This is a genomic window from Acinetobacter lwoffii, assembly GCF_024129355.1.
GTDB lineage: Bacteria > Pseudomonadota > Gammaproteobacteria > Pseudomonadales > Moraxellaceae > Acinetobacter > Acinetobacter lwoffii_I.
On sequence record NZ_JAMXXP010000002.1, the window covers coordinates 176,472 to 199,698 of the forward strand.

19 protein-coding genes, 1 tRNA gene and 2 pseudogenes are annotated in these 23,227 nt (G+C 43.6%); 9 read left to right on the forward strand and 13 right to left on the reverse strand.

Annotated elements, in window-relative coordinates; all coding sequences use genetic code 11:
* The first annotated feature begins 44 nt into the window (after nucleotides 1-44).
* Together NI468_RS02315 and NI468_RS02320 are read left to right on the forward strand one after the other, a co-directional pair.
* Nucleotides 45-1,109 carry a YqaJ viral recombinase family nuclease gene (locus NI468_RS02315; protein ID WP_253099565.1) on the forward strand — a complete coding sequence of 355 codons (1,065 nt, stop codon included), beginning with the start codon at nucleotides 45-47 and terminating at the stop codon, nucleotides 1,107-1,109.
* 176 nt (nucleotides 1,110-1,285) lie between these two features.
* Nucleotides 1,286-2,167, forward strand: a complete 882-nt coding sequence (locus NI468_RS02320) for a recombination directionality factor (protein WP_253099568.1) — start codon at nucleotides 1,286-1,288, stop codon at nucleotides 2,165-2,167.
* Nucleotides 2,168-2,238: 71 nt separating this feature from the next.
* On the opposite strand, the gene NI468_RS02325 is transcribed toward NI468_RS02320, so the two are convergent.
* Nucleotides 2,239-3,183, reverse strand: coding sequence for a hypothetical protein (locus NI468_RS02325; protein ID WP_253099571.1), 945 nt, complete (start codon nucleotides 3,181-3,183; stop codon nucleotides 2,239-2,241).
* A 111-nt stretch (nucleotides 3,184-3,294) separates the two neighbouring features.
* On the opposite strand from NI468_RS02325, the gene NI468_RS02330 reads away from it, so the two are divergent.
* Nucleotides 3,295-3,711: a hypothetical protein gene (locus NI468_RS02330; RefSeq protein WP_253099574.1), complete on the forward strand. Its 417-nt coding sequence runs from the start codon at nucleotides 3,295-3,297 to the stop codon at nucleotides 3,709-3,711.
* 45 nt (nucleotides 3,712-3,756) lie between these two features.
* Here NI468_RS02330 and NI468_RS02335 read toward each other — a convergent pair whose 3' ends face one another.
* Nucleotides 3,757-5,094: a tyrosine-type recombinase/integrase gene (locus NI468_RS02335; protein ID WP_253099576.1), complete on the reverse strand. Its 1,338-nt coding sequence runs from the start codon at nucleotides 5,092-5,094 to the stop codon at nucleotides 3,757-3,759.
* A gap of 233 nt (nucleotides 5,095-5,327) precedes the next feature.
* Here NI468_RS02335 and mutS point away from each other — a divergent pair, with 233 nt between their 5' ends.
* The 4 genes from mutS to NI468_RS02355 all read left to right on the forward strand — a co-directional run bounded on the left by mutS (nucleotide 5,328) and on the right by NI468_RS02355 (nucleotide 10,144).
* Complete coding sequence (mutS, locus tag NI468_RS02340; protein ID WP_253099581.1) at nucleotides 5,328-7,961, forward strand: DNA mismatch repair protein MutS; 2,634 nt, start codon at nucleotides 5,328-5,330, stop codon at nucleotides 7,959-7,961.
* 204 nt (nucleotides 7,962-8,165) lie between these two features.
* The gene (gene fdxA, locus NI468_RS02345; protein ID WP_004279936.1) at nucleotides 8,166-8,489 is read left to right on the forward strand and encodes a ferredoxin FdxA; all 324 of its coding nucleotides are present in this window, start codon (nucleotides 8,166-8,168) and stop codon (nucleotides 8,487-8,489) included.
* 137 nt (nucleotides 8,490-8,626) lie between these two features.
* A complete protein-coding gene (locus tag NI468_RS02350; protein WP_004279938.1) occupies nucleotides 8,627-9,346 on the forward strand; it encodes a D-Ala-D-Ala carboxypeptidase family metallohydrolase in 720 nt (239 codons plus the stop codon).
* A 132-nt stretch (nucleotides 9,347-9,478) separates the two neighbouring features.
* The gene (locus NI468_RS02355) at nucleotides 9,479-10,144 is read left to right on the forward strand and encodes an O-methyltransferase (protein ID WP_004646686.1); all 666 of its coding nucleotides are present in this window, start codon (nucleotides 9,479-9,481) and stop codon (nucleotides 10,142-10,144) included.
* Nucleotides 10,145-10,312: 168 nt separating this feature from the next.
* On the opposite strand, the gene NI468_RS02360 is transcribed toward NI468_RS02355, so the two are convergent.
* From NI468_RS02360 to NI468_RS02410, 11 genes and pseudogenes are all read right to left on the reverse strand, one after another.
* Nucleotides 10,313-11,155: a universal stress protein gene (locus NI468_RS02360; RefSeq protein ID WP_004279943.1), complete on the reverse strand. Its 843-nt coding sequence runs from the start codon at nucleotides 11,153-11,155 to the stop codon at nucleotides 10,313-10,315.
* A 193-nt stretch (nucleotides 11,156-11,348) separates the two neighbouring features.
* A complete protein-coding gene (locus tag NI468_RS02365) occupies nucleotides 11,349-11,966 on the reverse strand; it encodes a DapH/DapD/GlmU-related protein (RefSeq protein WP_253099584.1) in 618 nt (205 codons plus the stop codon).
* On the reverse strand, nucleotides 11,959-12,558 hold the full coding sequence (locus NI468_RS02370; protein WP_253099586.1) for an IMPACT family protein: 600 nt from the start codon (nucleotides 12,556-12,558) through the stop codon (nucleotides 11,959-11,961). The genes NI468_RS02365 and NI468_RS02370 overlap by 8 nt, the downstream gene beginning before the upstream one ends.
* Nucleotides 12,559-12,677: 119 nt before the next feature.
* Nucleotides 12,678-13,864: pseudogene (locus NI468_RS02375) on the reverse strand (beta-barrel domain-containing protein).
* On the reverse strand, nucleotides 13,861-16,002 hold the full coding sequence (locus NI468_RS02380; RefSeq protein WP_253099588.1) for a type I secretion system permease/ATPase: 2,142 nt from the start codon (nucleotides 16,000-16,002) through the stop codon (nucleotides 13,861-13,863). The pseudogene NI468_RS02375 and the gene NI468_RS02380 overlap by 4 nt, the downstream one beginning before the upstream one ends.
* A pseudogene (locus tag NI468_RS02385) lies at nucleotides 15,999-17,465 on the reverse strand (TolC family outer membrane protein). Before NI468_RS02385 ends, NI468_RS02380 begins: the two are co-directional and overlap by 4 nt.
* Nucleotides 17,466-17,685: 220 nt before the next feature.
* Nucleotides 17,686-18,429 carry an LPS export ABC transporter ATP-binding protein gene (gene lptB / locus NI468_RS02390; RefSeq protein ID WP_005107230.1) on the reverse strand — a complete coding sequence of 248 codons (744 nt, stop codon included), beginning with the start codon at nucleotides 18,427-18,429 and terminating at the stop codon, nucleotides 17,686-17,688.
* Nucleotides 18,429-18,995, reverse strand: a complete 567-nt coding sequence (gene lptA, locus NI468_RS02395) for a lipopolysaccharide transport periplasmic protein LptA (protein WP_195724842.1) — start codon at nucleotides 18,993-18,995, stop codon at nucleotides 18,429-18,431. Before lptA ends, lptB begins: the two co-directional genes overlap by 1 nt.
* Nucleotides 18,979-19,527, reverse strand: a complete 549-nt coding sequence (lptC, locus tag NI468_RS02400; RefSeq protein ID WP_004646678.1) for an LPS export ABC transporter periplasmic protein LptC — start codon at nucleotides 19,525-19,527, stop codon at nucleotides 18,979-18,981. The genes lptA and lptC overlap by 17 nt, the downstream gene beginning before the upstream one ends.
* Before the next feature lie 33 nt (nucleotides 19,528-19,560).
* The gene (locus NI468_RS02405; RefSeq protein ID WP_004279958.1) at nucleotides 19,561-20,100 is read right to left on the reverse strand and encodes a KdsC family phosphatase; all 540 of its coding nucleotides are present in this window, start codon (nucleotides 20,098-20,100) and stop codon (nucleotides 19,561-19,563) included.
* Nucleotides 20,101-20,103: 3 nt separating this feature from the next.
* Nucleotides 20,104-21,147: a KpsF/GutQ family sugar-phosphate isomerase gene (locus NI468_RS02410; RefSeq protein ID WP_004279959.1), complete on the reverse strand. Its 1,044-nt coding sequence runs from the start codon at nucleotides 21,145-21,147 to the stop codon at nucleotides 20,104-20,106.
* 433 nt (nucleotides 21,148-21,580) lie between these two features.
* On the opposite strand from NI468_RS02410, the gene cysS reads away from it, so the two are divergent.
* A complete protein-coding gene (gene cysS, locus NI468_RS02415; protein ID WP_253099591.1) occupies nucleotides 21,581-23,002 on the forward strand; it encodes a cysteine--tRNA ligase in 1,422 nt (473 codons plus the stop codon).
* Nucleotides 23,003-23,064: 62 nt separating this feature from the next.
* Nucleotides 23,065-23,140 (forward strand) — tRNA-Gly (locus tag NI468_RS02420).
* Nucleotides 23,141-23,227: the final 87 nt, after the last annotated feature.

A 23,227-nucleotide genomic window follows, 5' to 3' on the forward strand; every position in this document is an offset into this window, starting at 1 on the left:
TGCCGAAAATTTTTACAGACCTATCTATTTATAAGGATAAGAGCATGAATCAGATTGCACCGATAAATACCCATCAACTCCCTCATTTCCCAATTCCGAATGAGATAAATGAATTAAATACAGCAGCTAAAAGAACAGCGACAGCCAAGCGTTTAGCCAATACTAAAAATATGGATTACCAGGAATGGTTAGAAGTGCGTAAACAAGGCATTGGCAGTAGTGATGCCGCAACCGCCTGCGGCCTCAACCCTTACATGTCGATGCTGGAACTATGGATGATCAAGACCGGTCGAACTCAGCAGAACGTTGACGATGACAGCTCGGGCGTTGCACCGTTGTATTGGGGCAAGCAGCTAGAACCACTTGTGGCGGAGTATTACAGTCTGCACACCAATAATAAAGTTAGACGAGTCAATGCCGTGCTTCAGCATCCCGATCCGGATAAATCCTTTATGTTGGCAAATCTGGACTATGCGGTCGTGGGTAGCGATGACGTGCAGATTCTGGAATGCAAAACAGCTGGGGAACATGGTGCCAGGCTATGGCGAGATGGTGTGCCTTTATACGTGCTGTGTCAGGTGCAACACCAACTTGCGGTAACAGGCAAACAGGCAGCACATGTCTGTGTCCTGATCTGTGGGCATGAAACCAAGATCTTTAAAGTCAGCCGTTCTGAATCAGTGATTCAACACATCATTCAGGCAGAGCGTTATTTCTGGGAATGTGTGGAAACGGATACTCCGCCATCTGTAGATGCCAGTGAATCCGCAGCCAAAGCGATTCAGCAACTCTATCCAGCGCATATCCCACTAAGCGTTGAAGATCTTTCGCAAAATGAAAATGCCAATTTGATGTTCGATCAACTCATCAAAATGAAAGAAGAAATTCAGCACAAGCAGGAACGCTTTGACCAGCTGAAGCATCACATCCAAATGCTGATGAAAGATGCTGAAAGAGCCACCTTTGCCAATGGCTCTGTGGTCTGGAAGAAAGCCAAGGACTCCATCAGTCTGAATACCAAATCATTACTTCAGCATCAGCCTGAACTCATTGAGCTTTATCCACTTCAGAAGCAAGGCAGTCGTCGATTCAACATCTATACCGACTAAGTCTATTTCAGCCCATTCAAATAGCGATGCACAAAAAACGTTCTCCGCCCTCCATTCGCTAGGAATAGAGGGCAATACGGTCGCGGCTTTTGTAGCTAGCTATATACATATTTATTGAATCAGGTGATCTACATAAAGGTGGATGATCTGTAAAAAACCAAATTGAGGAAAATAGAATGATTAAAGGTTTAGCGATTACACCTCCTGCATTGGGGCGTATCAGTATTGGCCGGATGGTGGAAAAGAATGGTAAACGCCTACCTGAAAAAGATGATCAGTTCACCATTACTTCCCAGATCCAAAGCAAAGAGAATGGCTGGATAAAGCATCCTCTGGATGAACAGCTTCGAGCCAATACGCCTAATCAAAAACTCAGAACTATACCCGTCCGAATGATCTTTAATGATCCTGATCTGAACTTACGCGCGGAGTATAGCTTGTTTGACCGCCAGACTGGACGGCCAGTCTGTGTCGGCAATGGTGAAACCTGCCAGCGTTTAACCAGTCAAGGAATCGAGCAACATCCATGTCCATCCCCTGATTTATGCCCATTGGCTCAAGGAGGGAACTGCAAGCCCTACGGTCGCCTGCATGTGAATTTGGATGATTCGGATGAATTTGGCACCTTTATCTTTAGAACCACAGGCTTTAACAGTATTCGGACTTTGGCTGCACGACTGAGTTATTACCATGCAGCTTCAGGAGGCTTACTATCGTGCCTACCATTGCAACTCACTTTAAGAGGGAAAAGCACCACACAAAGCTATCGGCAGCCGGTGTACTACGTAGATCTGACTTTAAGGGAAGGAATTAACCTGAATGATGCGATTGCTCAAGCCAAGAAAATTGATGAGCAGAGCAAGCAAGCTGGGTTTTATCAGGAGGCTTTGGACTTTACAGCAAGGAAAGGTTTTGCCAATGCTGTATTTGAGATTAATTCTGAAGAAGATTCAGACGTCATCGATGAGTTTTACCCTCTAGATGAAAACTCGGCAGATCCAGAAAATGGTTACGCCATATCAAACACTCTCAGGCAAACTGTAGAAAAAGTGGCATAAAAAAAGACCCATCAATGATGGGTCTTTTTAATTCTCCGACAAAACCAGTACGGTTCATTCAAAGGCGAAACTTATGAAACGATTAATTCATCTTCGTAGAATTCCACGCTAAAGTCCCAGCTTGATTCATTGATAGTTTGGTACTCTCCACCAATATTTAATTTTTTCCCTGCAAGTGCTAAGGCTACTTGAGCACCACCAGTATTTACTTCTTTAAAACTTAACTTAACATTAATATTTGACAAGTTATTTGTGAGTCTGTCTTTTGCCAATTGGCGAAGATCCGGATCAATTTTAGTCCATTGTTGTATTTCATTAGGAACATGTGGCGAAAATTTTGGCTTATTAAATTCTTTATAAATATTTTTTTCTAATTGGCCCTTTGAGTCAAACCGGGCATTAATTCCAATTTGTTGAGCAAGAATATTCGGCTTAACTTTAGATCCAAAAAAACCTCCAGACTCTTTGATATAAAAACTTTCCAAACGGATAGTCTTAGCACCTAGAGCTGAAGCCAAATTCATAAATGCCGCTTCTTTTTCCTTAGCCAAAACAGCTGTATATTCAGCAGGTCTAATGAAAACGTTTTCAAGAATTGGATGGCTAATGTAAAAACTACCATCAACAGGCATATCACCAATACCAAGCTCTAACGAACCAGCTTGATCCAGAGGGACATAAGTAAGAGATACCGGTAAATTTAGATTAAGGGAAAGTTTGTTAAGTTTTCCCTCTAAATCTAATTCTGGCTTATCTTTAATAGATAACAGGCTGTTTGCAAGTGTTGTAGCATCACGCAAACCCTCTTTAACTCCTTCTTTAGATAAACCATATTTTTTCGCAGCTAAGGCACTAGCACCTAACAATGTTGCTCCTGCCCAAGCTGGAGCCGTAGCGCCTGCAGCAACAGCTGCTGCTCCAAATGCTACTTTTTTCGCCCCACCACTAAATCCGCTTTCAGACTGATTGATTAACATATCAACCGTTTCTGGTCTTGCGACTAAAATTACTCTCATTTTAATGTTCTTCTTAACTTAACTAAATAAAGGATGTTTTGTAATTGATTCATGTATTTATACCAATATATAGTTATTAAGAGAAGTATTAAATCACTTGGAATTACAACTATGCTTAAAGCGATTTTTGGAATTATAATTTTCTTCTTTTTTGTGAGTGTACTCTTTCTAGGAATTCGTTTTATTTTTCAATCAATACTCAATTTCATGAAGACCTCACAGACTGAGCAGAAACTCCCTCGATATAAAAATCAAATTGAATCACACAACTCTTTGATAAGAAGTGCGGAAAATGATCATGAAATTCAGTTTTTTGATCCTACTCTTAATAAAATCACAACCCTGTCTGGTCATCTTGTAAAATGCTATGAAGAACATCAACAGCTTTGGATTAAGTTGATCAGTTTAGGGCAAAGCGCACCAAAAACTATTAAGGTAAATAATATTAGTATGGTCGAAAATTTACTCACTAAAGAAATATTGTGCAATGAAAACTCTATTGAACAATATTTCAAAAGATTTTTGTAACATATAAAAAGAGAGCATCTTCCAGAGGTTCTCTTTTTATTTATTTTATAAAGCATCTAAATGATCGGCCCACTTTTGTAACCATTCCGCACATTCTTTTTCATACGCATGCAAATTATAAGTACCTTGTATTCCTTTTTTTGAATGCCCTAATACAGCTTCTGCAATTTCTGCAGGACAACTTAACCTAGATAGACCAGTACGTACAGTCCGCCTTAAATCGTGCGGACTCCAATCCTCAATTTCGGACAACCACAATTGTTCAGGCTGCAATGCATATGAAAGTTTTTCAGGATGTCGCATTTGCCATTTATACACTGTAAGAATTTTTTGGGTAATTGACCTGCCTTTAATTCTTGATTCAAAAAGAAAGTCTGACTCACGAGATAATGCTTTTATATATTCAAGGCATTGTTTAGAAAGTTGGACATACCTATCCGTACCATTCTTGCTTCCTTTTAAATGCCACGTACTTTTTTCAAAATCAATGTCCGCCCATTTCAACTCACAAACTTCTCCAGTACGGCACCCAGTCCATAACGTAATTCTAATAATATGCCTAAGTTTTTCTGAGAAACCTGATGTTGGAAGCCATTCCAATACTTTCTTAATTTCTTTATCTGATAGTACTCGGCTACCCTTTTTGTGTGTTAATTTCACCCTGCTTTGCTTTAAACTCGATTTAGCCAAAAGTGCCGGATTTGCAAAATCATCCTTAAATTTTTCCAATCCTATACTGTAGTCATAAGCCAACGTTAATTCTGCTAGCACACGCCCAGCTTGAACATTTGCCCCACGCTCAATAATTTTAGAAATCATATTTACGACATCTTTTCGCGTCACTTGATCAGCTGCTATATGCCCTAACACTCTAACCGCATCGCCGTATAGTGTTCTTCTAGCTTCATCTTGTCCTTTACGTTTTCTCGCTCCTGGAATCAACTTCTTACTGCCTGTTTTACTATCTAAAACATAACGGTCTTCAATTACATTAGTTAAATATAAATCAATCAATTCTTTGACTGTAAATTGGGCATTTGTTTCATCTCGTTTTTCTTGCTCAATCTTTTTTTGTTCCTTCTGATCTTTTAGCTCCTGACTTGGGCAAATACCTGCTCTGCGTTTGATCTTCATCTTTTGAAGCTCTACTCTAGCTTCAGCCAATGACATATCTGGATAAGTACCAATTTTTACTTTCTTTAACGAGTTATCAATAGGACTTCTGAAGCGATAAGAAAATGAAGTCAGACCTGTTTTCCCCTTATTAACTCTTAACCCTTCATTTTCACCAATATCTACTAAGAAAGTTTCAGGTTTCATTTTTTCAATAGCTCGAGCAGTTAACGCTACTTTTTTTGTATAAGTAGGATCTTTTACAGTCATATAGTTTTTCTAACCTTTTCGCACTCGGTAATTTTGCTAAAATCACCCTCAGATTTTTCAGCATGCATATGCTGATAGGATTTTAAATAAGATACACCAATAAAAGGTATACTAAAAGGTATACTTATTCACTGGATTCCTTAGGACTTGCTCGTTACCCCTAAGCAGCAATAGGAATGTAAGCAGATGATTATCATTGAAGAACTTATTATTTTTAAAGGTATTTTTATTAGATGAACATAGAAAATTCAAGTATTGATCTATCATCACTTACACCTATGATGCAGCAATACATGTCGGTGAAAATGCAGCATCCGCATTCTTTGATGTTTTATCGTATGGGTGATTTTTATGAACTGTTCTTTGAAGATGCACACAAGGCAGCCAAGATTTTAGGCATTACCCTGACCCATCGTGGTAAAGCCAATGGTCAGCCGATTCCTATGGCGGGCGTGCCTTATCATGCAGCCGAGGGCTATCTGGCACGTCTGGTCAAAAAGGGCGAAACCGTGGTGATCTGCGAGCAGATCGGCGAGGTTACTGGGAAAGGACCGGTTGAGCGTGGTGTAGTTCGGATTATTACGCCGGGCACCCTGACCGATGATGCCATGCTCGGTGCACATCAAAGCTCGAATCTGGTGGCTTTATGTATTCAGCAGAGTCAGATTGGCATTGCACTTCTCGATCTCAGCGCTGGCTTATTTAAAGTACAGCAGCAGGATTATGATCTTAACCAGCTCATGATTGAACTGGCACGTTTGATGCCAAGCGAAATTCTGCTGGATGAAAATATCGCTGATCCGACATTGACCGAACAACTCAAACAGCAACTGGATATCTCGGTCACCAAACGTCCAAATGTTGATTTCAACCTGAATAATGCACAAAAAACCTTATGTGACCAGTTTGCCGTCAGCACGCTTTCAGGTTTCGGAATTGATCATTTACCTTTGGCTAAAGCAGCCGCAGCGGCACTGATTCACTACGCCAAAGAAACCCAGAAAACTGCGTTACCGCATATCCGCACGATTCAGCTAGAACAGAGTTCAGATTTTATTGCTTTGGATCCGGTGACACGCCGTAATCTTGAACTGATTGAGCCTTTATTTGAACATGGGACATCCTTATTTCAGCTGATCAATGATTGCCAGACTGCCATGGGGGGGCGCTTGCTCAGTCGCACCCTGATGCAACCTTTACGCGATACCGCCTTGCTGGATGAGCGCCTGGATGCCATTCAAGCCCTGCTGCAAGGTTTCCACGAAGTACCTGTACGTTTGGTACTAAAAGAAATTAGCGATATTGAACGCGTGCTGAGCCGTATTGCGCTTGGCAGTGCCCGTCCACGTGATCTGGTGCAACTGCGTCAGGCCTGTGCGCAAATTCCATTTTTACGCCATGCCCTGCAACCGATTGTCAGTCAGCAACAGTCCAAACTTTTAGTACAACTCAATGAAGAGCTAGGCGACTTCCATGGTCTGCATCAACGTCTGATGTCCGCCATTGTGGAAAATCCACCCGTCCTGCTGCGTGATGGGAATGTCATTGCAGAAGGTTTTGACAGTGAACTCGATGAACTACGTCAGATTCGTGATCATGCCAGCCAGTTCCTGATTGATCTGGAAATTAAAGAGCGTGAACAAAGCGGCATTCCGGGACTGAAAATTGGCTACAACCGCGTCAGTGGATATTATATTGAGCTGACCCGCGCACAGGCTGAACAGGCACCCGAGCACTATATTCGTAGGCAAACCCTGAAAAATGCCGAACGCTACATCACACCTGAACTGAAAGCATTTGAAGATAAAGTCTTATCAAGCGAATCGCGTGCCTTGGCCCGTGAAAAAATGCTGTTTGAAATGCTGCTGGATGAACTGCGTCAGGATATCGGCAGTTTACAGATGATGAGCAGCGCCATTGCCCAGATTGATCTGATTGCTAATTTTGCCCATCAGGCGCGTTTACGCAACTGGTCGCGTCCAAAATTTAGCCCTGAAATCGGTGTAAGTATCACTGCCGGTCGACATCCGGTGGTAGAAGCCCTGAGTAAAACCGCCTTTACGCCGAACGATACGCGACTGGATTTTTCCCATCGGATGGCGATTATTACCGGTCCGAATATGGGCGGTAAATCGACCTTTATGCGCCAGACTGCATTGATTGTATTACTGGCTTATTGTGGTGCCTATGTTCCGGCACAAGCTGCAACCTTAGGTCCGGTTGACCGTGTCTTTACCCGTATTGGTTCTGCCGATGATTTATCGACCGGCAAATCAACCTTTATGGTGGAAATGACCGAAACCTCGCAAATCCTGCATCATGCCACCAGCCAGTCTTTGGTACTCATGGATGAAGTTGGCCGTGGAACCAGTACCTATGATGGCTTGTCTTTGGCTTGGGCCTGTGTGCTGGATCTGACCAAACGCATTCAATGTTTATGTCTATTTGCTACCCATTATTTCGAACTGACTGAACTGGATAAGGAAAGTGGCATTAATAACTACCATGTCACGGCCAAAGAGCTGAATGGTAATCTGATTTTATTGCATAAGGTGCAACATGGCCCGGCCAGTCAAAGTCATGGCTTGCAAGTCGCGAAATTGGCAGGCATTCCGGCTGCGGTGATTAAAGAAGCGCAAAACCGCTTAAAGATTCTGGAAAAACAGCATCAGGCCAAGCCACTGAGCCCGCAGCATGATCTTTTTGCAATGCCTGAAGTTATGGAGCCTATAGAACGTATCATCGAAATTGAAAAAGAATCGCCTGCACTGGACTTACTCGAAGATATTGATGTAGATAGTTTAACGCCACGTGAAGCCTTGCAGCAGTTATATGCGCTCAAAGACCTGATCAAACAGTCAAGTTAATTCTCGGTCCTAGACCTCATCTGGCATAGGGTCGATGTCCTGAACATACCGATGAATGCTGTAATTCATCGGTATGCGACCTTTTTTCAAATTTAACAGCCCTATATATAACAAATATCAATAAAAGGAATTGTTAGTTCCCCCTGTTTTTGCCTAAAATACAGCATTCGTAATTAGAACCATATTTTTTAGGTAGCTGTCGCCATGACCTTCGTTGTCACTGAAAATTGTATTAAATGTAAATATCAAGACTGTGTTGAAGTTTGCCCTGTAGACTGTTTCTATGAAGGTCCTAACTTCCTTGTGATTAACCCGGACGAATGTATCGACTGTGCGTTATGCGAACCTGAATGCCCGGCAAATGCAATTTTCTCTGAAGACGAATTACCAGAAGGTCAGGAAGTCTTTATTGAACTGAATGCTGACCTGTCACAAAAATGGCCAAATATCACACAAATTGGTGACCAGCCAGCAGACCGTGAAGAATGGAATGGCAAAGCAGACAAATTACAATACCTTGAAAAGTAATTAGTTTAAACTTTAAAAGATCAGCAAATGCTGATCTTTTTTATACTCAACGCACACATTTCATTGCAATATTCTCCAAATTTCTCCCTATATTTAGTCTAAAATAGCGCTATTTTGTAAATATCTGATTTCTATAAATGAAGAACTTGTTAAAGGGATTATTGAGTCTTTGTATAATTCCTCTTGTTTTTGTGGGCTGTACCACGACCACAAAACAACCTGGACAGGCCACCACACCTGCTGGAAAACGGATTTACATTCCACAAGAACGTGTTCAATACGATCGTAAAGCCCACCCGAAAACTGTGCCTTATGTGTATACTCACTGGGTATCGGCACTGGATAATTTGTCACGCGTGCGTGAATATGAGGTTTTTCTGGAACGTCATGGGGTTGGCAATATCATTCCGAGTTTCGAGTTGATGCGTACTGCACGTGATTGGGCCAAGTGTGGTCGTTCCCAATACATGATTCCGAGCCGTGAATTATGGGCCAATCAGATCCCCACTTTAAAAGTCTTTAAATATCTGGTTGCAGCCAATGTACTGACTGATTTTGAAGTCACATCAGTCTATCGTGACTTGCCTTTAAACCAGTGTGCCGGCGGTGCCAATTCTTCACGCCATCTGTACAACTCTGCCATCGATTTCCGGATTGGGCCTGAATATCCCCAAGCACAAGATTATAGTTATATTGAAAATACCAAGTTTAAATTGTGCCAGTTCTGGGTGCAGCATGGTCAAAGCCTGAATATGGGACTCGGCATGTATGCTTCTGGCCAGATCCACATCGATACCCAAGGTTATCGTACTTGGGGACCGAGTTTAGGCCGTAATTCCTCAATGTGTAATTACTAAGTCATGACAACCACTCTACAAAGTTCATTCAGGACATTGTAGAGCCTAAAAAATCATCACCTATAGAACAATAAATTGCGCTCTGCCGCGAAAAGTTTAAAATGCACGCATCGCAATCGAGGTGCTAAGACTATGCAACAAATGTGGACAGACATTGATCACTACATTGATTCACATTTAATTCCTGAAGACCCTATTCTGAATCAAACTCTTGAGAATACCGCAGCGCACGGTTTTCCTGATCATCTGGCTGTAGCACCGAACCAAGGCATGTTGTTGCAGATGCTAATCCAGATGAACCAATGTAAACGTATACTGGAACTCGGCACATTTGCAGCATATAGCACCATGTGGCTGGCACGTGCTTTGCCGGATGATGGCTATATCCTGACCATTGAAGGACGTGATACCCATGCAGCGATGGGTCAGGAAAATATTGATCGCGCGCAGCTTAAACAGACCGTTGAACTGAAATGCGGCCGTGCAGCAGATGTGCTTAAAGCCCTGCCTGAAGATACGGAAGCTTTCGATTTCATCTTTATTGATGCAGACAAACAGAGTTATCCGGAATATCTGGAACTCAGTTTAAACCTGTCGCACTCAGGTACACTTATTTTTCTGGACAATGTGATTCGTGCTGGCGAAATCATTAACCCGGACAATAATAAACCAAGTATTGAAGGCATTCGTGACATGTTTAAAGCGCTTCAAAATCATCCACGTATCTTGTCATGCACTGCTTTACAAACGGTTGGCAGCAAAGGACATGATGGTTTTGCACTCGCGATTGTGAAATAAAACAAGAAGAACAAAAATCACCCAATGACATATTTACCATAAATAACATTAACTTATAAATATTAACCACAGAGTTATCCACAATATATGAGGATAACTCTGGTCATTTTTAAATCAAGCTGTAACAATTTACGATTAGACTTCGCGCTTGGCTATTATATGCAATTCTCACTTCGCAACCAGTAAAGGCACTTTTGAATTCCGGAAAATCGTAGTCGCAATACTGCCCAAAAAGAACTGGTGAATTTTACTGTGACTAAATGCACCCAACACGATCAGCTGAATTCCGAGTTCCTGCTGATAGGTCAAAATATTTTCTGCGACATCGCCATAGCGGTATTGTGGCACCACATCTAAACCAGCCTGATTTAAATATTGCAAAGGCTCATTCAGAATCTCAGCATGATCACCGATATATAACAGATGGCATTGCAATAAGCGCAGCAGATCACTTTCCGCAATCCGTTTCATCATCTTGATACAGGTTGGTGAATATTCATAGGCAAAAATAAATCGTGTCGGTGGCTTAAACTGTTCCCCGACTGTCATCACGGTACAGTTTGCCCCACGAATAAAATTTTCGACATTGGTACCAATCGGTTTGTTTTTTTCAGCCGAGCGTTCACCGAGTAATCCAATCACTGCAATATCATCAGGCTGCAGGATCTGGAAGCTTTGCTCCAGAAAATCACCCTTTTCCTGAATATGTGTGGTTTGAATACCGTGTTCTGCCAGAATCCGCTCGGAAATGTGTTGCAGCAGGTTATTGCTATAATCCAGCGCAATTTCACTTTGTTTTTGTTCAAGCTCAGCCAGTTCTTTGAGTAACATGGCATTGCTTTCAAAGCCGATCACTCCGCTGATTTCCCCCAGATGATAACTGGCCGGGTAATAATCCAAAACCTGTAACAGGACCAGTTCACGCCCAGTCTGTTTGGCAATCCATGCCGCCGCGTCTGCCAGCGCGTTTATACATGGTGATGAGTCGATGCAGGCAATGACACGTTTCATGTTTAGCCTCTCTTCTATTTATGATAAAAATTTCTTAGTTATTTTTAACTTAGCATAAGCATTCAAAAATGTGCAGCAAAATCTGTAAGGCTTGAATTGAAATATGTTAACTTTTATGTGAACAAATATAGATCAACATATCGATCTATTTGCTGAGTCAGGCTGTTGTATCAAGCAATTGACTTCCAAAAGCTTATTCACGATAGCGAATGAATTGAGCCGGATTACCGGCGACAATCGCGCGTTCCTCAACATTCTTGGTCACCATACTGTTCATTCCCACCACGGCCTGATCTGCGATTTTAATTCCATCCTTGATACCGACATGCGCACCTAGCCATACATCCCGACCGATCTCGATGCCTTGCGATCGTACTGGCTGCTGATAAATCGGCTGCTCCAGATCCATGCCATGATCAAAGGCATAAAGATGACAATAAGCGGCGATACGCACCTGATCATGCAGTTTAATCCCCACCCGGCCACCATCCAGAATACAGTGATGATTGATCGCCACTTCATTACCGATCTCTAGGGGGCCATGTAAGGTGCAATCTGCAGCAATAAAGCTATTATCACCAATAATGATTTTGCGTCCCGGCTCCGCGAAAATATGTGCAAGAGGTGAAATAAAACAGTTTTCACCAATCTCGACGGTTTCCATTTCCATCAAGTAAGCCTGATAGTCCTTTTGCCACGCTTCTGCCCAACCGCGATTTTTTGGCTTTAAAGACCAGTACAGCCAAGGCATGTAATTCAGGCGATGTTTATGCTGCTCACGATATTTCAGTAATGGATCTACGTCAGTCATCTGTCGCTTCTTCTATGATTTTGAGCTGTTCACGGCCGCGGGTCACATCTTGAATTTTTAAGGCAAAAGGTTGAATTTGATGTAAGTGAAATAAGGCGCTGATCTGCACCCCTTCGGCTGTATATTCTTCCTGATAATCGATTTGCTGCTGATTCAATTCATATTGAAAGATGGCCCATTCATTGAATTGACAGGAAAATTGCACCTTCTTCTTTTCAATCAGTTCAATTTTTTCTGCCAACAACAAACATTGTCCAGCGCAACCGCCATAGGCACGTACCAAGCCCCCTGTTCCCAGCTTGATCCCGCCATACCAGCGATTGACCAGTACCAGCACATTGGTCAGCTCATTGCCTTCAATGGTCGCCAGAATCGGGCGTCCCGCTGTGCCTGAAGGTTCACCATCATCATTAAAGCGTACCTGATGGCCAATTTTCCAGGCCCAGCATTGATGGGTGGTACTTGGATCGCGATAAGCCTCCAGAAAATCTTTGACGTCCTGCTCATTTTCAACAGGGGTGGCAAAGGCCTGAAAGCGGCTTTTTTTGATGTCTTCCTCAAAACTGACCAGGCTGGCAATGGTAAATGGCATAACTTCAGACTTTAAACTCTCACTGCTGCAGTATACCTGCTTTGCACAGACAAATAAAAAGCCTCTCCACGGAGAGGCCTGATTTTAATCGATTGTTTTACTCAACTTCTTGGCAAATATTATCGTTCACGCAAGGCTTCTTTGGCTTGTTAAATGGCTTGATCAGATAATCCATCACGGTTTTTGAACCTGTGCGAATATCCACGGTGGCCACCATCCCCGGAGTAATATTGAACTCCTGCCCGGCATTATTGCTGAGCTTGTCGCTATCGGTACGGATATACACCCGATAATAAAATTGATCCTGCTTGACTTCATCACGCAAGGTATCCGGTGAAATCATCGCAACTTTACCATTCAACCCATCATAGATCGAATAATCATAAGCTGTAATTTTAACCAATGCTTCCTGATCAGGGCGAATAAAGGCAATATCACGCGGCGAGATTCGTGCTTCAACCAGTAATTTTTCATCCAGTGGCACGATGGTTATCAACTTGCCATTTTGTGGAATCACGCCGCCCAGCGTCATCACATCAATCTCTTTGACTACACCGCGAACCGGTGATTTAAAAACAGTTCGGCTCAAAGTATCCGACTTGCCACGTACCACCTGTTGCTGAGTTTCCACATCGGTATTGGCTTTGGACAGCTCTTGCCGCGCATTTACATAATATTGATTACGGATATCATTCATTTGATTACGCAAATCGTTGGCTTCACGTTTTAGACGCAACACTTCAACTTCACTGGCTGCCCCTTTGGCAACTAATGGTGCGGTCATTTCTAGTTCTTGCTGCACCAGTAACAAAGCCTGTTCCAGGCCTGCAACAGATTCTTGCAAATTGGCTCGACGCGACTGATACAGGGCCGTTTCTTCTTTAACCAATTTGGGGTATTTCAACACTTCTTCAGGAAAGACCAACGGTGCGCCGGTGACTTCCGCACGTAAACGGGCTGAAGTGGCACGTGACGACACCAGCAAGGATTCTGATTCACCGACATTGGATTCAAAGCGGGTCGGATCAAGCTGGGCCAATACTTGCCCACGCTCGACAATTTCACCTTCTTTGACGTTGAGTGTGGTCAGAATACCGCCATCCAGAGACTGAATCACCTGCTCTTTGGATGATGGAATTATTTTCCCGGTACCGGTAGACACTTCTTCCAATTTGAATAACCAGGCCCAGGTCAGTAATACCAATAGGCCAATGCCGATAATCCAGATGATGACACTTGATTTCGGTAATGGCGGTTCCTGAAAGCTGACCTTGCTGGAACGTTTTAGTTGCTGTAGTTCACTCATGCACTTGCTCCCACAACCCGCTTATTACCACCCTGCGACTGATTCAGGATCTGATCCCGTGGCCCATCCATCACAATCTTGCCATCATTGACCACCAGAATACGATCCACCAGTTCCAATACCGCACGGCGATGAGTGGCGACGATCATCGTACGATGGGTTAAATACCCTTTAAGATGATCAATCAACTGTTTTTCTGACACATCATCAATGGCAGCGGTCGGTTCATCCAGTAGCAAAATCTTTGGTTGACGAATCAACAACCGCGCCAATAACAAGGCTTGGCGCTGTCCACCAGAAAAGCCGACACCACCCTCTAAAATGATATGATCCAGCCCTTCTTTTTTCTCCTGTACAAATCCCAGTGCACCGGTAATTTGTAAGGCTTCCAGAATTTGCTGATCGGTGGCCAAAGGTGCACCCAAAGTCAGGTTTTCACGAATTGAACCATAAAATAACTGCGAGTTCTGATTTAGCAAACTCATATCACGCCGCACATCTGACGGATCAATCAGGGTCAGATCAATCCCATCCAGCTTGACCTTGCCCTGTAACGGTGTCTGCATCCCAGACAAGAGCTGCAACAAGGTCGATTTTCCTGCACCATTACGGCCCAGAATTGCAATTTTCTCCCCGGGCTTGATCTCTAGCTTGGGAATCATCAAACTCGGTTTCGGATCATCATCGCCATATTTAAACACCACACCGTTGAGCTCATAATGCCCATCTAGTGCCGGACGATGAATCAGGTGCGAATAGTCCGGCTGGTCCACCGGTTTTTTCATGAGTTCATCCAGACCGGATTTCGCGACTTTAGCCTGTTGCAAGCGCCCCAGCACACCCGTAATTTGTGAAATTGGTGCCAGCATGCGTGAAGAAAGAATCGAACAGGCCACCAAAGCACCCGTGGTCATGTCACCTTCCATCACCGCAAAAGCCCCGACTAAAACCACAATCGCAAAGGTTAGTCCCTGAATTTTTTGGGTCCAGGCGGTCATCAAGCCGACAATTTTACGTTGCTGCATGCTGACATCGGCTGACACTTCATTCATATGATTCCACTGATTCTGGAAGCGCGTTTCAGCCCTTAACAGCTTGATGTCTCCAATGCCTTGTACGGCTTCTACCAGCAAGGCATTGCGGATGGCAGATTCACGCATCCCCAACTGGGCCAGTTGTGCCAGTTTTTTCTGCGCCAGAATTCCCGGAAGAATCATTAAAGGCACAACGAGTAACATGACCCAGAACAGATTTCCCCCAATGACCCAGAATATCCCTAAGAACAGGAAGAAGAATGGCAGATCGGCAATGGCCGTAACTGTGGTTGAAGTCACCAGTTCGCGGACGCCTTCCAGCTCACGAATTTGTGAAATGAAGGTTCCTGTTGATTTGGAACGTTCACTGTTTTTAATCCGCAAGGAATGACCAAAAACCCGGTCAGAAATTTTTAAATCCGCGCGTTTACCAATAATGTCTGATAGATAGATCCGCGAGACACGTAATACAAATTCAAAAATCGCAGCGATCAGCACGCCACCGGCCAACACCCATAACGTCGGAATAGATTGCGATGGAATGACACGGTCATAGACATTCATCGAGAAAACTATCGTGGCCAGTGCCAGAATATTGGCAATTAAAGACGCAAACATCACATCGATATAGCGCTTCCAGTCATTCAGGACAATTGACCAGAACCAGTTTTTCTCAAAGGGTTTGATATATTCATCCACCCGCGCATCTGGAACTGAAGATTCAGGACGCAGCACATAAAGATGCTTTATGCCAACCTCTAACTGTTCAATCGTGAAACTTTGAGATAAACCTTCATCACCACTGAGCTGGATGCTGACATTGCCCTGTGTGTCGATGCGTTCAATCACCCCCACATCACCACTATCGAATTCAACCAGTAAAGGTAAACGCCATGGATTCAGCAGGCTGCGCTCAAATTTATTTTTACGGACATTTAAACCCATCTGACGACTGACAATTTTGAGCATGTCATCGATGTCATGATGCTGGTTCCAGTCCAGTTGCAGGCGTATCCGCTCCTCAGAAGGCTCGATCCGGTAATGCCGGGCAATATTTAAAACTGCCTGAAGCCAAGGTTGATAATTTATTATTGTAGTACTCATGGCTGAACTTCAAACCCCTGAATAGAAATGCTGTTAAGCGCGTAAATATCCCGTGTACGGCCCGTGACCTGAATGTACTGTACGATCGCCGAGTAAATGTCATAGCGTGCCGATTCAATTTCCTGCGCGGCACTATGAATGGCTTGCTCTGCATTCAGCAAATCCACTACGGTTCGGGTACCCAATTTATATTGTTCTTGATACAGCTCTTTGGTGCGTACCGTGGTTGCGCGGCGCTGGGATAAAACCCCCATTTGTTTTTGTTTATTTTCAATTTGCTCGCGGATCAAGCGCACCTGATCTAGCACATCCAGATAGACCGTATTAACCTGTGCGCGTGCAGCTTCTTCGGCATAGCTTGCGGCACGGGTCTGTGAACGCGTTGCACCACCCTGATACAAATTACTGCTGGCTTCAATCATGACTGAATTATAAAAGCCATCATCTTCATTATTATTTGGATTCCGTCCATTCATCGCCTGACTTAGACTACCTTTAACACTAATGGTCGGATAAGGGCTTAGCCGCGCCTGATCTTTTTGCAAACGGGCAACATTGACCCCGGCATGGGCCAGAATCATGTTCGGAATCTGGGTAAATTCCGGATCCTGATAAAGATCGGCCTGTGCCACAATACGATCAGGAATATCCCATTCAATAGCTGATACATCAAATCCTAGCAAGGTACGCAAGCGTTGTTGATATTGTCTGAGTTGGGTCTGCTGAACAATCAGATTCGATTGCGCTGCTTCCAGATTGGACTGGGCCTGAATCGGGTCGGCCTGACTGCTGATTCCGGCGCGGGCACGCAAATTGGCAATTTCTGCAATCCGTCCAATGCCCTGAATCTGCTGTTGGGCAATCTGGGTGATTTGCTGATAACGTTTGATATTCACTATTGCATCTGCTACTTCAAATGCAATCTGATCCAAACTAACCAGCACTCTTGCCTGTTCTTCTGCCAAGCGGGCTTCTTCCACACTGATATTGGTTTTAATTTTGCCAAAGTCATACAGCATCTGGGTGGCATTCAAAGAAACCATTTGTCGTCCACGTTCACCGGAAGTGAGATCCCCTGTCCCGATACCACCGGACACCTGCGGATAATAACCCGCTCTCGCTACATCAATATTGGCTGCCTGCGCAGATAATGTCGAAATACTCTGGGTGATTTCAGGACGTCGTTGCACTGCCCGGTGTACGGCTTCCACCAGATTCATTTTTTGTGGAATGCCACCTGTGATCGTAGGACTTAAAGCTGACTGTCCTGACTGTGGTCGGGTAATTTACGGCAGCTCAGCTACTTTTGATGTATCTAATGAATAATGACCAAGCGACGTGATATCAATGCTATGCGCTGACCGTGTCGGTTTGGGTGCAATCAGCTGGCCCAAGCCATTCTTGAGATTGGAAAAATAATGGGGTGAGTTTTCTGCATGCCCCAAAGACACAGATAAAGGCAAAAGAAGAAGTATCAATCTCTTTCTTTTTTGATCTGTTTTCCCCTGATTTTTTTTAAAGTGTTCTGCCCTAAATCGCATAATTATGTAATGTTTCTTGTTTTAGCCTAACAATATAACAAATCCTTTTAAAAGAAATCTTTTTCACTTTGATTTGAGCAAAAAAAACCCTGCATCCGACAACTGGCGCCTGATGCAGGGTTTTTATAGAAAGCAGGATTATTTAAACAGTGAAATCATCACCCAGATAAACTTTTCTCACAGTCTCATTTGCCAGAATTTCTTCTGGTGTGCCTTCAGCAAGCAATGCGCCTTCACTGACAATATAGGCATGCTCACAAATCGCCAGCGTTTCACGCACGTTATGATCGGTAATCAGTACCCCAATTCCGCGATCTTTCAAGTTCGTAATAATATCCTTAATATCTCCAACCGAAATCGGATCGACACCGGCAAAAGGCTCATCGAGTAGCATAAATTTTGGGTCAGCCGCAAGTGCACGCGCAATCTCAGCACGACGTCGTTCCCCACCAGATACGCTCATGCCCAAAGAATCTTTGATATGGGTGATTTTAAAGTCTGCCAATAGCTCCGCCAGACGTTGCTGACGTTGTGCCTTGGTCATATCTTTACGGGTTTCCAGAATCGCCATAATATTTTCAGAAATCGTCAGTTTTCGGAAAATCGAAGCTTCCTGCGGCAAATAACCAATTCCCTTACGTGCCCGCTCATGCATTGCGAGGTCGGAAAGATCCAGATCATCCAGATAGATTTCCCCCTTATCCATCCGCACCAGACCGACCACCATATAGAAACTGGTGGTTTTACCGGCGCCATTCGGTCCCAGCAACCCGACAATCTGACCACTTTCCATGCTGAACGACACATCTTTCACTACCCAGCGTTTATTATAATTTTTCGCCAGATGTTTAATGGTGAGGGTTTGAACCTGCTGCGATTGCTCCATTAATCACGCGCTCCCGGGAAGGATGTTGAACTAGATGGTGGAATCACAATTTTTACGCGACCTTCAGCTGAACCGGTTTTATTCGGTGTACCGATGGCTTCAACATCACCCTTATTCATGCTGTATTTTAAAGTCGCACCACGAATACTGGCACCATTCTGCTGCAACAGTGCATTACCTGACAGGGTAATAATGCCAGTTTCAGCATTATAGACAATTTTCTGCGCCTGGCCTTTGGCAAGACCTTTGGCCGGATCCACTTTTTGCTGGAACTGTGCCGGGCTGCCTGTCGCTGTAATCAGGCTGATCTGACGCTTATTGTTCAGATTGGCCACAATTGAATTGGCTTGCAGCTTCATAGTGCCCTGTTCAATGATGACATTGCCCGAATACGTCGTCACACCCGTCCGCTCATTGAAAGTCGCCCGGTCAGCCAGCAAGGTAATTGGCTGGTTACGGTCAGATGGCAGGGCAAAAGCAGTGATTGAACCGAGTCCAACCACAGTCGCCAGCGTCATACGCTTCAGGAAAGTGTGCATCATTTTGGCTTTAGGAGTTTGGTTCATACTTTCCTCGAATATTAAAGAATTCGTATTGACCATCATTAAGATTGGCTTTAAGACCCTGGCTGACAAATTCAGCCTGTGGAGATTCCACAATCACTGTCTTGTCTGTTTCAATTTCACGTGTTTTCGGAAAAGCAGTCAGTTCTTCAGTACGAAACTGCATTTTTCCATTTTGCATGATTTTGGTGGCGAGCACTTCTTGAGAGAGTACAACTTTTGTATTGTCATCATAACCATGCGCCATTTTGGCAAAGAAAGTCGCATCGACTTTACCATTGTCATAGGTCGATGCTCGCAGATTTTCCAGCTTTGAGGTTTCTAGCTGCAGGTTCTGCTCGAGTCGGTCCACTTGGGCACGAACCGACACCTGGCCTGCTTCATCCGTCTGGGTTAAGTTAATATTTTGAGCGGAATAGGTCATGCTGCGCGCAGAGTCTGCCTGCAGCTTGTTGCCCTTGCCGCTGTAATAGTAATAACCACCACTTATTGCGGCAATAATCACAGCCGTAATATATAAAACTTTAGTATCCATAAGCGGTGTACTTAATCCAAAAGATATGACTTATTAATAAGGCGCACGAGTATATTTTTCAAGTAACTCTTGGTACATGCCTTTGGACATTAACAACATATCGCAGATTTCACGCACCGCACCACGTCCACCCTGCGCCTGAGTCACCAGATCGGCACGGCGGCGAACTTCAACATGACCATTAGGCACGGTCACTTTCATGCCGGCAATGGCAAAAGCAGACAGATCAGGCCAGTCATCGCCCATGTACAGGCAATCTTCAGGATCAATGTTGAGCTGTGCGCAGGCTTCACGAAGTGCTGTACCTTTGTCTTCACGGCCCTGATAGACCAGATCAACACCCAGATCCGACATACGCTTTTCTACGATATTGCTTTTACGTCCGGTGATAATAATCACCTTGATCCCTGCTTGCTGAACCAGTTTCATGCCCAGACCGTCACGAATATCAAAGGATTTGATCTCATCGCCAGTATTAGTCAGCGTTACAAAGCCATCACTTAAAATACCATCTACATCAAGCACCAGTGCTGCAATATGACGTGCCTGCTCTAATAATACATAAGATGCCATTTATTAATTTACCCCAGCCTGAATCAGGTCATGCATACTAATCACACCAATGACTTTATTGGCATCATCAACAACTACAAATTGATTAATTTTATGCTCATTCATACGTTCCAGTGCCACCACTGCACGTGCTTCCTGAGAAATGGTCAACGGATTTTTGGTCATCACGTCCTGAATAGCCAGATTGACATCAAAACCTTGCTGCTTATCAATCAAGCGACGCAAGTCACCATCGGTAAAAATCCCCAGCAACACATCATTTTCATCGACGACTGTGGTTAAGCCCAAGCGCTTGTTGGAAATTTCGTACAATACTTTATTCATGGCGGTATCTGGCGAGACTTTAGGTAAATCTGCGCCAGTACGCATCAGATGCTTCACATGCAATAACAGACGCTTACCCAGCGCACCTGCAGGATGTGAGCGTGCAAAATCATCCGAGGTAAAGCCGCGAGCATCCAATAAAGCTACCGCCAAAGCATCGCCCAAAGCCAATGTTGCCGTCGTTGACGATGTCGGCGCTAAACCCAGTGGACAAGCCTCCTGAATATTACCCAGCGTTAAAGCTACATCAGCATTTTGTGGCATTGGACCACGATCATCACCACTGATGGTAATCAGCGGAATTTCCAGATGCTTGATCAGCGGCATCAGCATCATGATTTCATCACTCTTGCCCGAGTTTGAAATTGCAATCAGCACATCACCAGCCACCAGCATCCCTAAGTCACCATGACCGGCTTCACCTGGATGCATAAAGAATGAGGGAGTTCCGGTCGAAGCAAAGGTCGCCGCCATTTTACGGCCAATATGACCTGACTTGCCCATTCCGGTAATCACCAGACGACCAGTACACTGTAGAATAATTTCACATGCCCGGCTAAAACGGTCATCAATCTGTGTTGCTAAAATCTGTAGTGCATTTTCTTCAATGCGCAGTGTTTCAAGTGCGACTTTCTGGAAATCTAGTTGATTCGCTGTTTTTTGTGGATTCAAAGCCTGTTTACCTACGCTAAGGACAGAGAAAAACTCTGGTTTGATGGGCATAATTTTCGCAATTTTAGCATAGCTATGCAATTGTAAGCTTTCTAAATATAGAAGATTCGACGGATTTTTAATATATTCAGATTGTATTCAACTTGCACAATCTGGTATCTCCATCTCTACATTCGCTCCATTTTTAAATTGGTTAAATGCGCTTGTTTTTATTTTTATAGAAATATAATTACACTATTCGAAATAGGTTGGGTTCAAATAAAATCTTACTCATCCAAATACAACTTAAGCACACTGGCAGACATTATCTCTAAAAATGTGAACCTAATATCCCCCCATTTCACTTCCTAAACCTCTTTTTTATAAATCACTCTCATCACCTAACTACCCTAAATAACTGAGGCTTTTTACGCTTTTATCTTTATGAATAATTATGCTTAGGTTAAGATGATTCATCCTTTTATTTGAAGTCTTTTGAACAGCTATGCAACCATTTGTTCTATATAACTCAGAGCAACGCAAAAAAGTAGAATTCGTACCTCGTGTTGAAGGTCAAATTGATCTGTATGTCTGTGGTATGACGGTTTATGACTACTGTCATATTGGACATGCACGTACAGTGGTTGCATTTGACTATATTATCCGTTTCCTGCGTAGCCAAGGCTGGAAAGTCAAATATGTGCGTAATATTACGGATATTGACGACAAAATTATTAAACGTGCCAATGAAAATGGCGAAAGTATCTCAGAGCTAACCAGCCGCTTTATTGATGCGATGAATGAGGATTTTGCCAAACTGGGCTGCCTTGCACCTGATGTAGCACCTAAAGCCACAGATTACATCGATCAGATGCAGGATATGATCAGCAACCTGGTCGACAAAGGTACGGCTTATCCATCCAATAATGGTGATGTCTACTTTGAGGTCGAGAAGTTTGCCAAATATGGTCGTCTTTCTGGCCGTAAACTAGAAGATATGCAAGCCGGTGCCTCTGAACGTGTCGATGTTGAAGTCGAAAAGAAACATCCGTTTGACTTTGTCCTCTGGAAACACGCCAAAGAAAATGAACCGTCATGGGCATCTCCTTGGGGTAATGGTCGTCCAGGCTGGCATATTGAATGTTCAGCAATGTCGACCTGCTGCCTGGGTAATCATTTCGATATTCATGGCGGCGGTGCCGATTTAACCTTCCCGCACCATGAAAATGAAATTGCACAATCTGAAGCTTCTACTGGCGAACAGTATGTCAATTACTGGATGCATGCCGGATTTATTAATGTCGATGGCGAGAAAATGTCGAAGTCTTTAGGCAATTTCTTCACTATTCGCGACGTGATTGAAAAATTCCATCCGGAAGTGGTGCGTTATTTCATTGTCTCTTCCCATTATCGTAGCCCGGTGAATTACTCGGATGTTGCCTTAAAAGAAGCAAAAAATACCTTGTCTCGTTTCTATCACTCGTTTAAAACCTATCAGGCGGTTTATGGTGATCATCTGATTGAAACTCTGGATGAGGCTTTGGTTGAACGTTTTAATACCGCTATGTGTGATGATTTCAATACGCCTGAAGCGATTGCGGTATTGTTCGAAATCAATAAAGAACTGAATCGTGCCGTGAAAGAAGAAAATGCGGAACAGGCAGCGATTTATTATGCAACTTTACGTCACCTGACCAATATTCTCGGTCTGGTACAGCAGGATGTAGAAGAGTTCCTCAAGTCTGACATTGGTCAGGAAGCTCTAGGGTTGTCACCTGAACAAATTGAAGATTTAATTCAACAGCGTCAGGATGCCAAGAAAGCCAAAGAATTCGCACGTGCGGATGAGATTCGTCAATCTTTACTTGATCAAGGTGTTGTTCTTGAGGATACCCGTCAAGGTACGGTTTGGCGCCGTGCTGATTAATTAATCAAACAGATTTATAGAGAGTTGACACTGCTGTGGAATTCTCTATAATTCACCTCATTGCGGGAATAGCTCAGTTGGTAGAGCATAACCTTGCCAAGGTTGGGGTCGGGAGTTCGAGTCTCCTTTCCCGCTCCAGAATACGAAAAACCCTTATCGAAAGATAAGGGTTTTTTATTGTGTTTGAAAAAAATTTATTAATAAAATGCATATCTCAAATCACTT

Coding starts and splice junctions, on each gene's coding strand:
- NI468_RS02335 (WP_253099576.1), bottom strand. CDS start 5,094: ATGACTGTAAAAGATCCTACTTATACAAAAAAAGTAGCGTTAACTGCT.
- NI468_RS02350 (WP_004279938.1), top strand. CDS start 8,627: ATGAAGAACTTGTTAAAGGGATTATTGAGTCTTTGTATAATTCCTCTT.
- NI468_RS02365 (WP_253099584.1), bottom strand. CDS start 11,966: ATGACTGACGTAGATCCATTACTGAAATATCGTGAGCAGCATAAACAT.
- lptA (WP_195724842.1), bottom strand. CDS start 18,995: ATGAACCAAACTCCTAAAGCCAAAATGATGCACACTTTCCTGAAGCGT.
- NI468_RS02370 (WP_253099586.1), bottom strand. CDS start 12,558: ATGCCATTTACCATTGCCAGCCTGGTCAGTTTTGAGGAAGACATCAAA.
- NI468_RS02355 (WP_004646686.1), top strand. CDS start 9,479: ATGCAACAAATGTGGACAGACATTGATCACTACATTGATTCACATTTA.
- NI468_RS02360 (WP_004279943.1), bottom strand. CDS start 11,155: ATGAAACGTGTCATTGCCTGCATCGACTCATCACCATGTATAAACGCG.
- NI468_RS02405 (WP_004279958.1), bottom strand. CDS start 20,100: ATGGCATCTTATGTATTATTAGAGCAGGCACGTCATATTGCAGCACTG.
- NI468_RS02320 (WP_253099568.1), top strand. CDS start 1,286: ATGATTAAAGGTTTAGCGATTACACCTCCTGCATTGGGGCGTATCAGT.
- lptB (WP_005107230.1), bottom strand. CDS start 18,429: ATGGAGCAATCGCAGCAGGTTCAAACCCTCACCATTAAACATCTGGCG.
- NI468_RS02330 (WP_253099574.1), top strand. CDS start 3,295: ATGCTTAAAGCGATTTTTGGAATTATAATTTTCTTCTTTTTTGTGAGT.
- NI468_RS02325 (WP_253099571.1), bottom strand. CDS start 3,183: ATGAGAGTAATTTTAGTCGCAAGACCAGAAACGGTTGATATGTTAATC.
- mutS (WP_253099581.1), top strand. CDS start 5,328: ATGAACATAGAAAATTCAAGTATTGATCTATCATCACTTACACCTATG.
- fdxA (WP_004279936.1), top strand. CDS start 8,166: ATGACCTTCGTTGTCACTGAAAATTGTATTAAATGTAAATATCAAGAC.
- NI468_RS02315 (WP_253099565.1), top strand. CDS start 45: ATGAATCAGATTGCACCGATAAATACCCATCAACTCCCTCATTTCCCA.
- lptC (WP_004646678.1), bottom strand. CDS start 19,527: ATGGATACTAAAGTTTTATATATTACGGCTGTGATTATTGCCGCAATA.
- NI468_RS02380 (WP_253099588.1), bottom strand. CDS start 16,002: ATGAGTACTACAATAATAAATTATCAACCTTGGCTTCAGGCAGTTTTA.
- cysS (WP_253099591.1), top strand. CDS start 21,581: ATGCAACCATTTGTTCTATATAACTCAGAGCAACGCAAAAAAGTAGAA.
- NI468_RS02410 (WP_004279959.1), bottom strand. CDS start 21,147: ATGCCCATCAAACCAGAGTTTTTCTCTGTCCTTAGCGTAGGTAAACAG.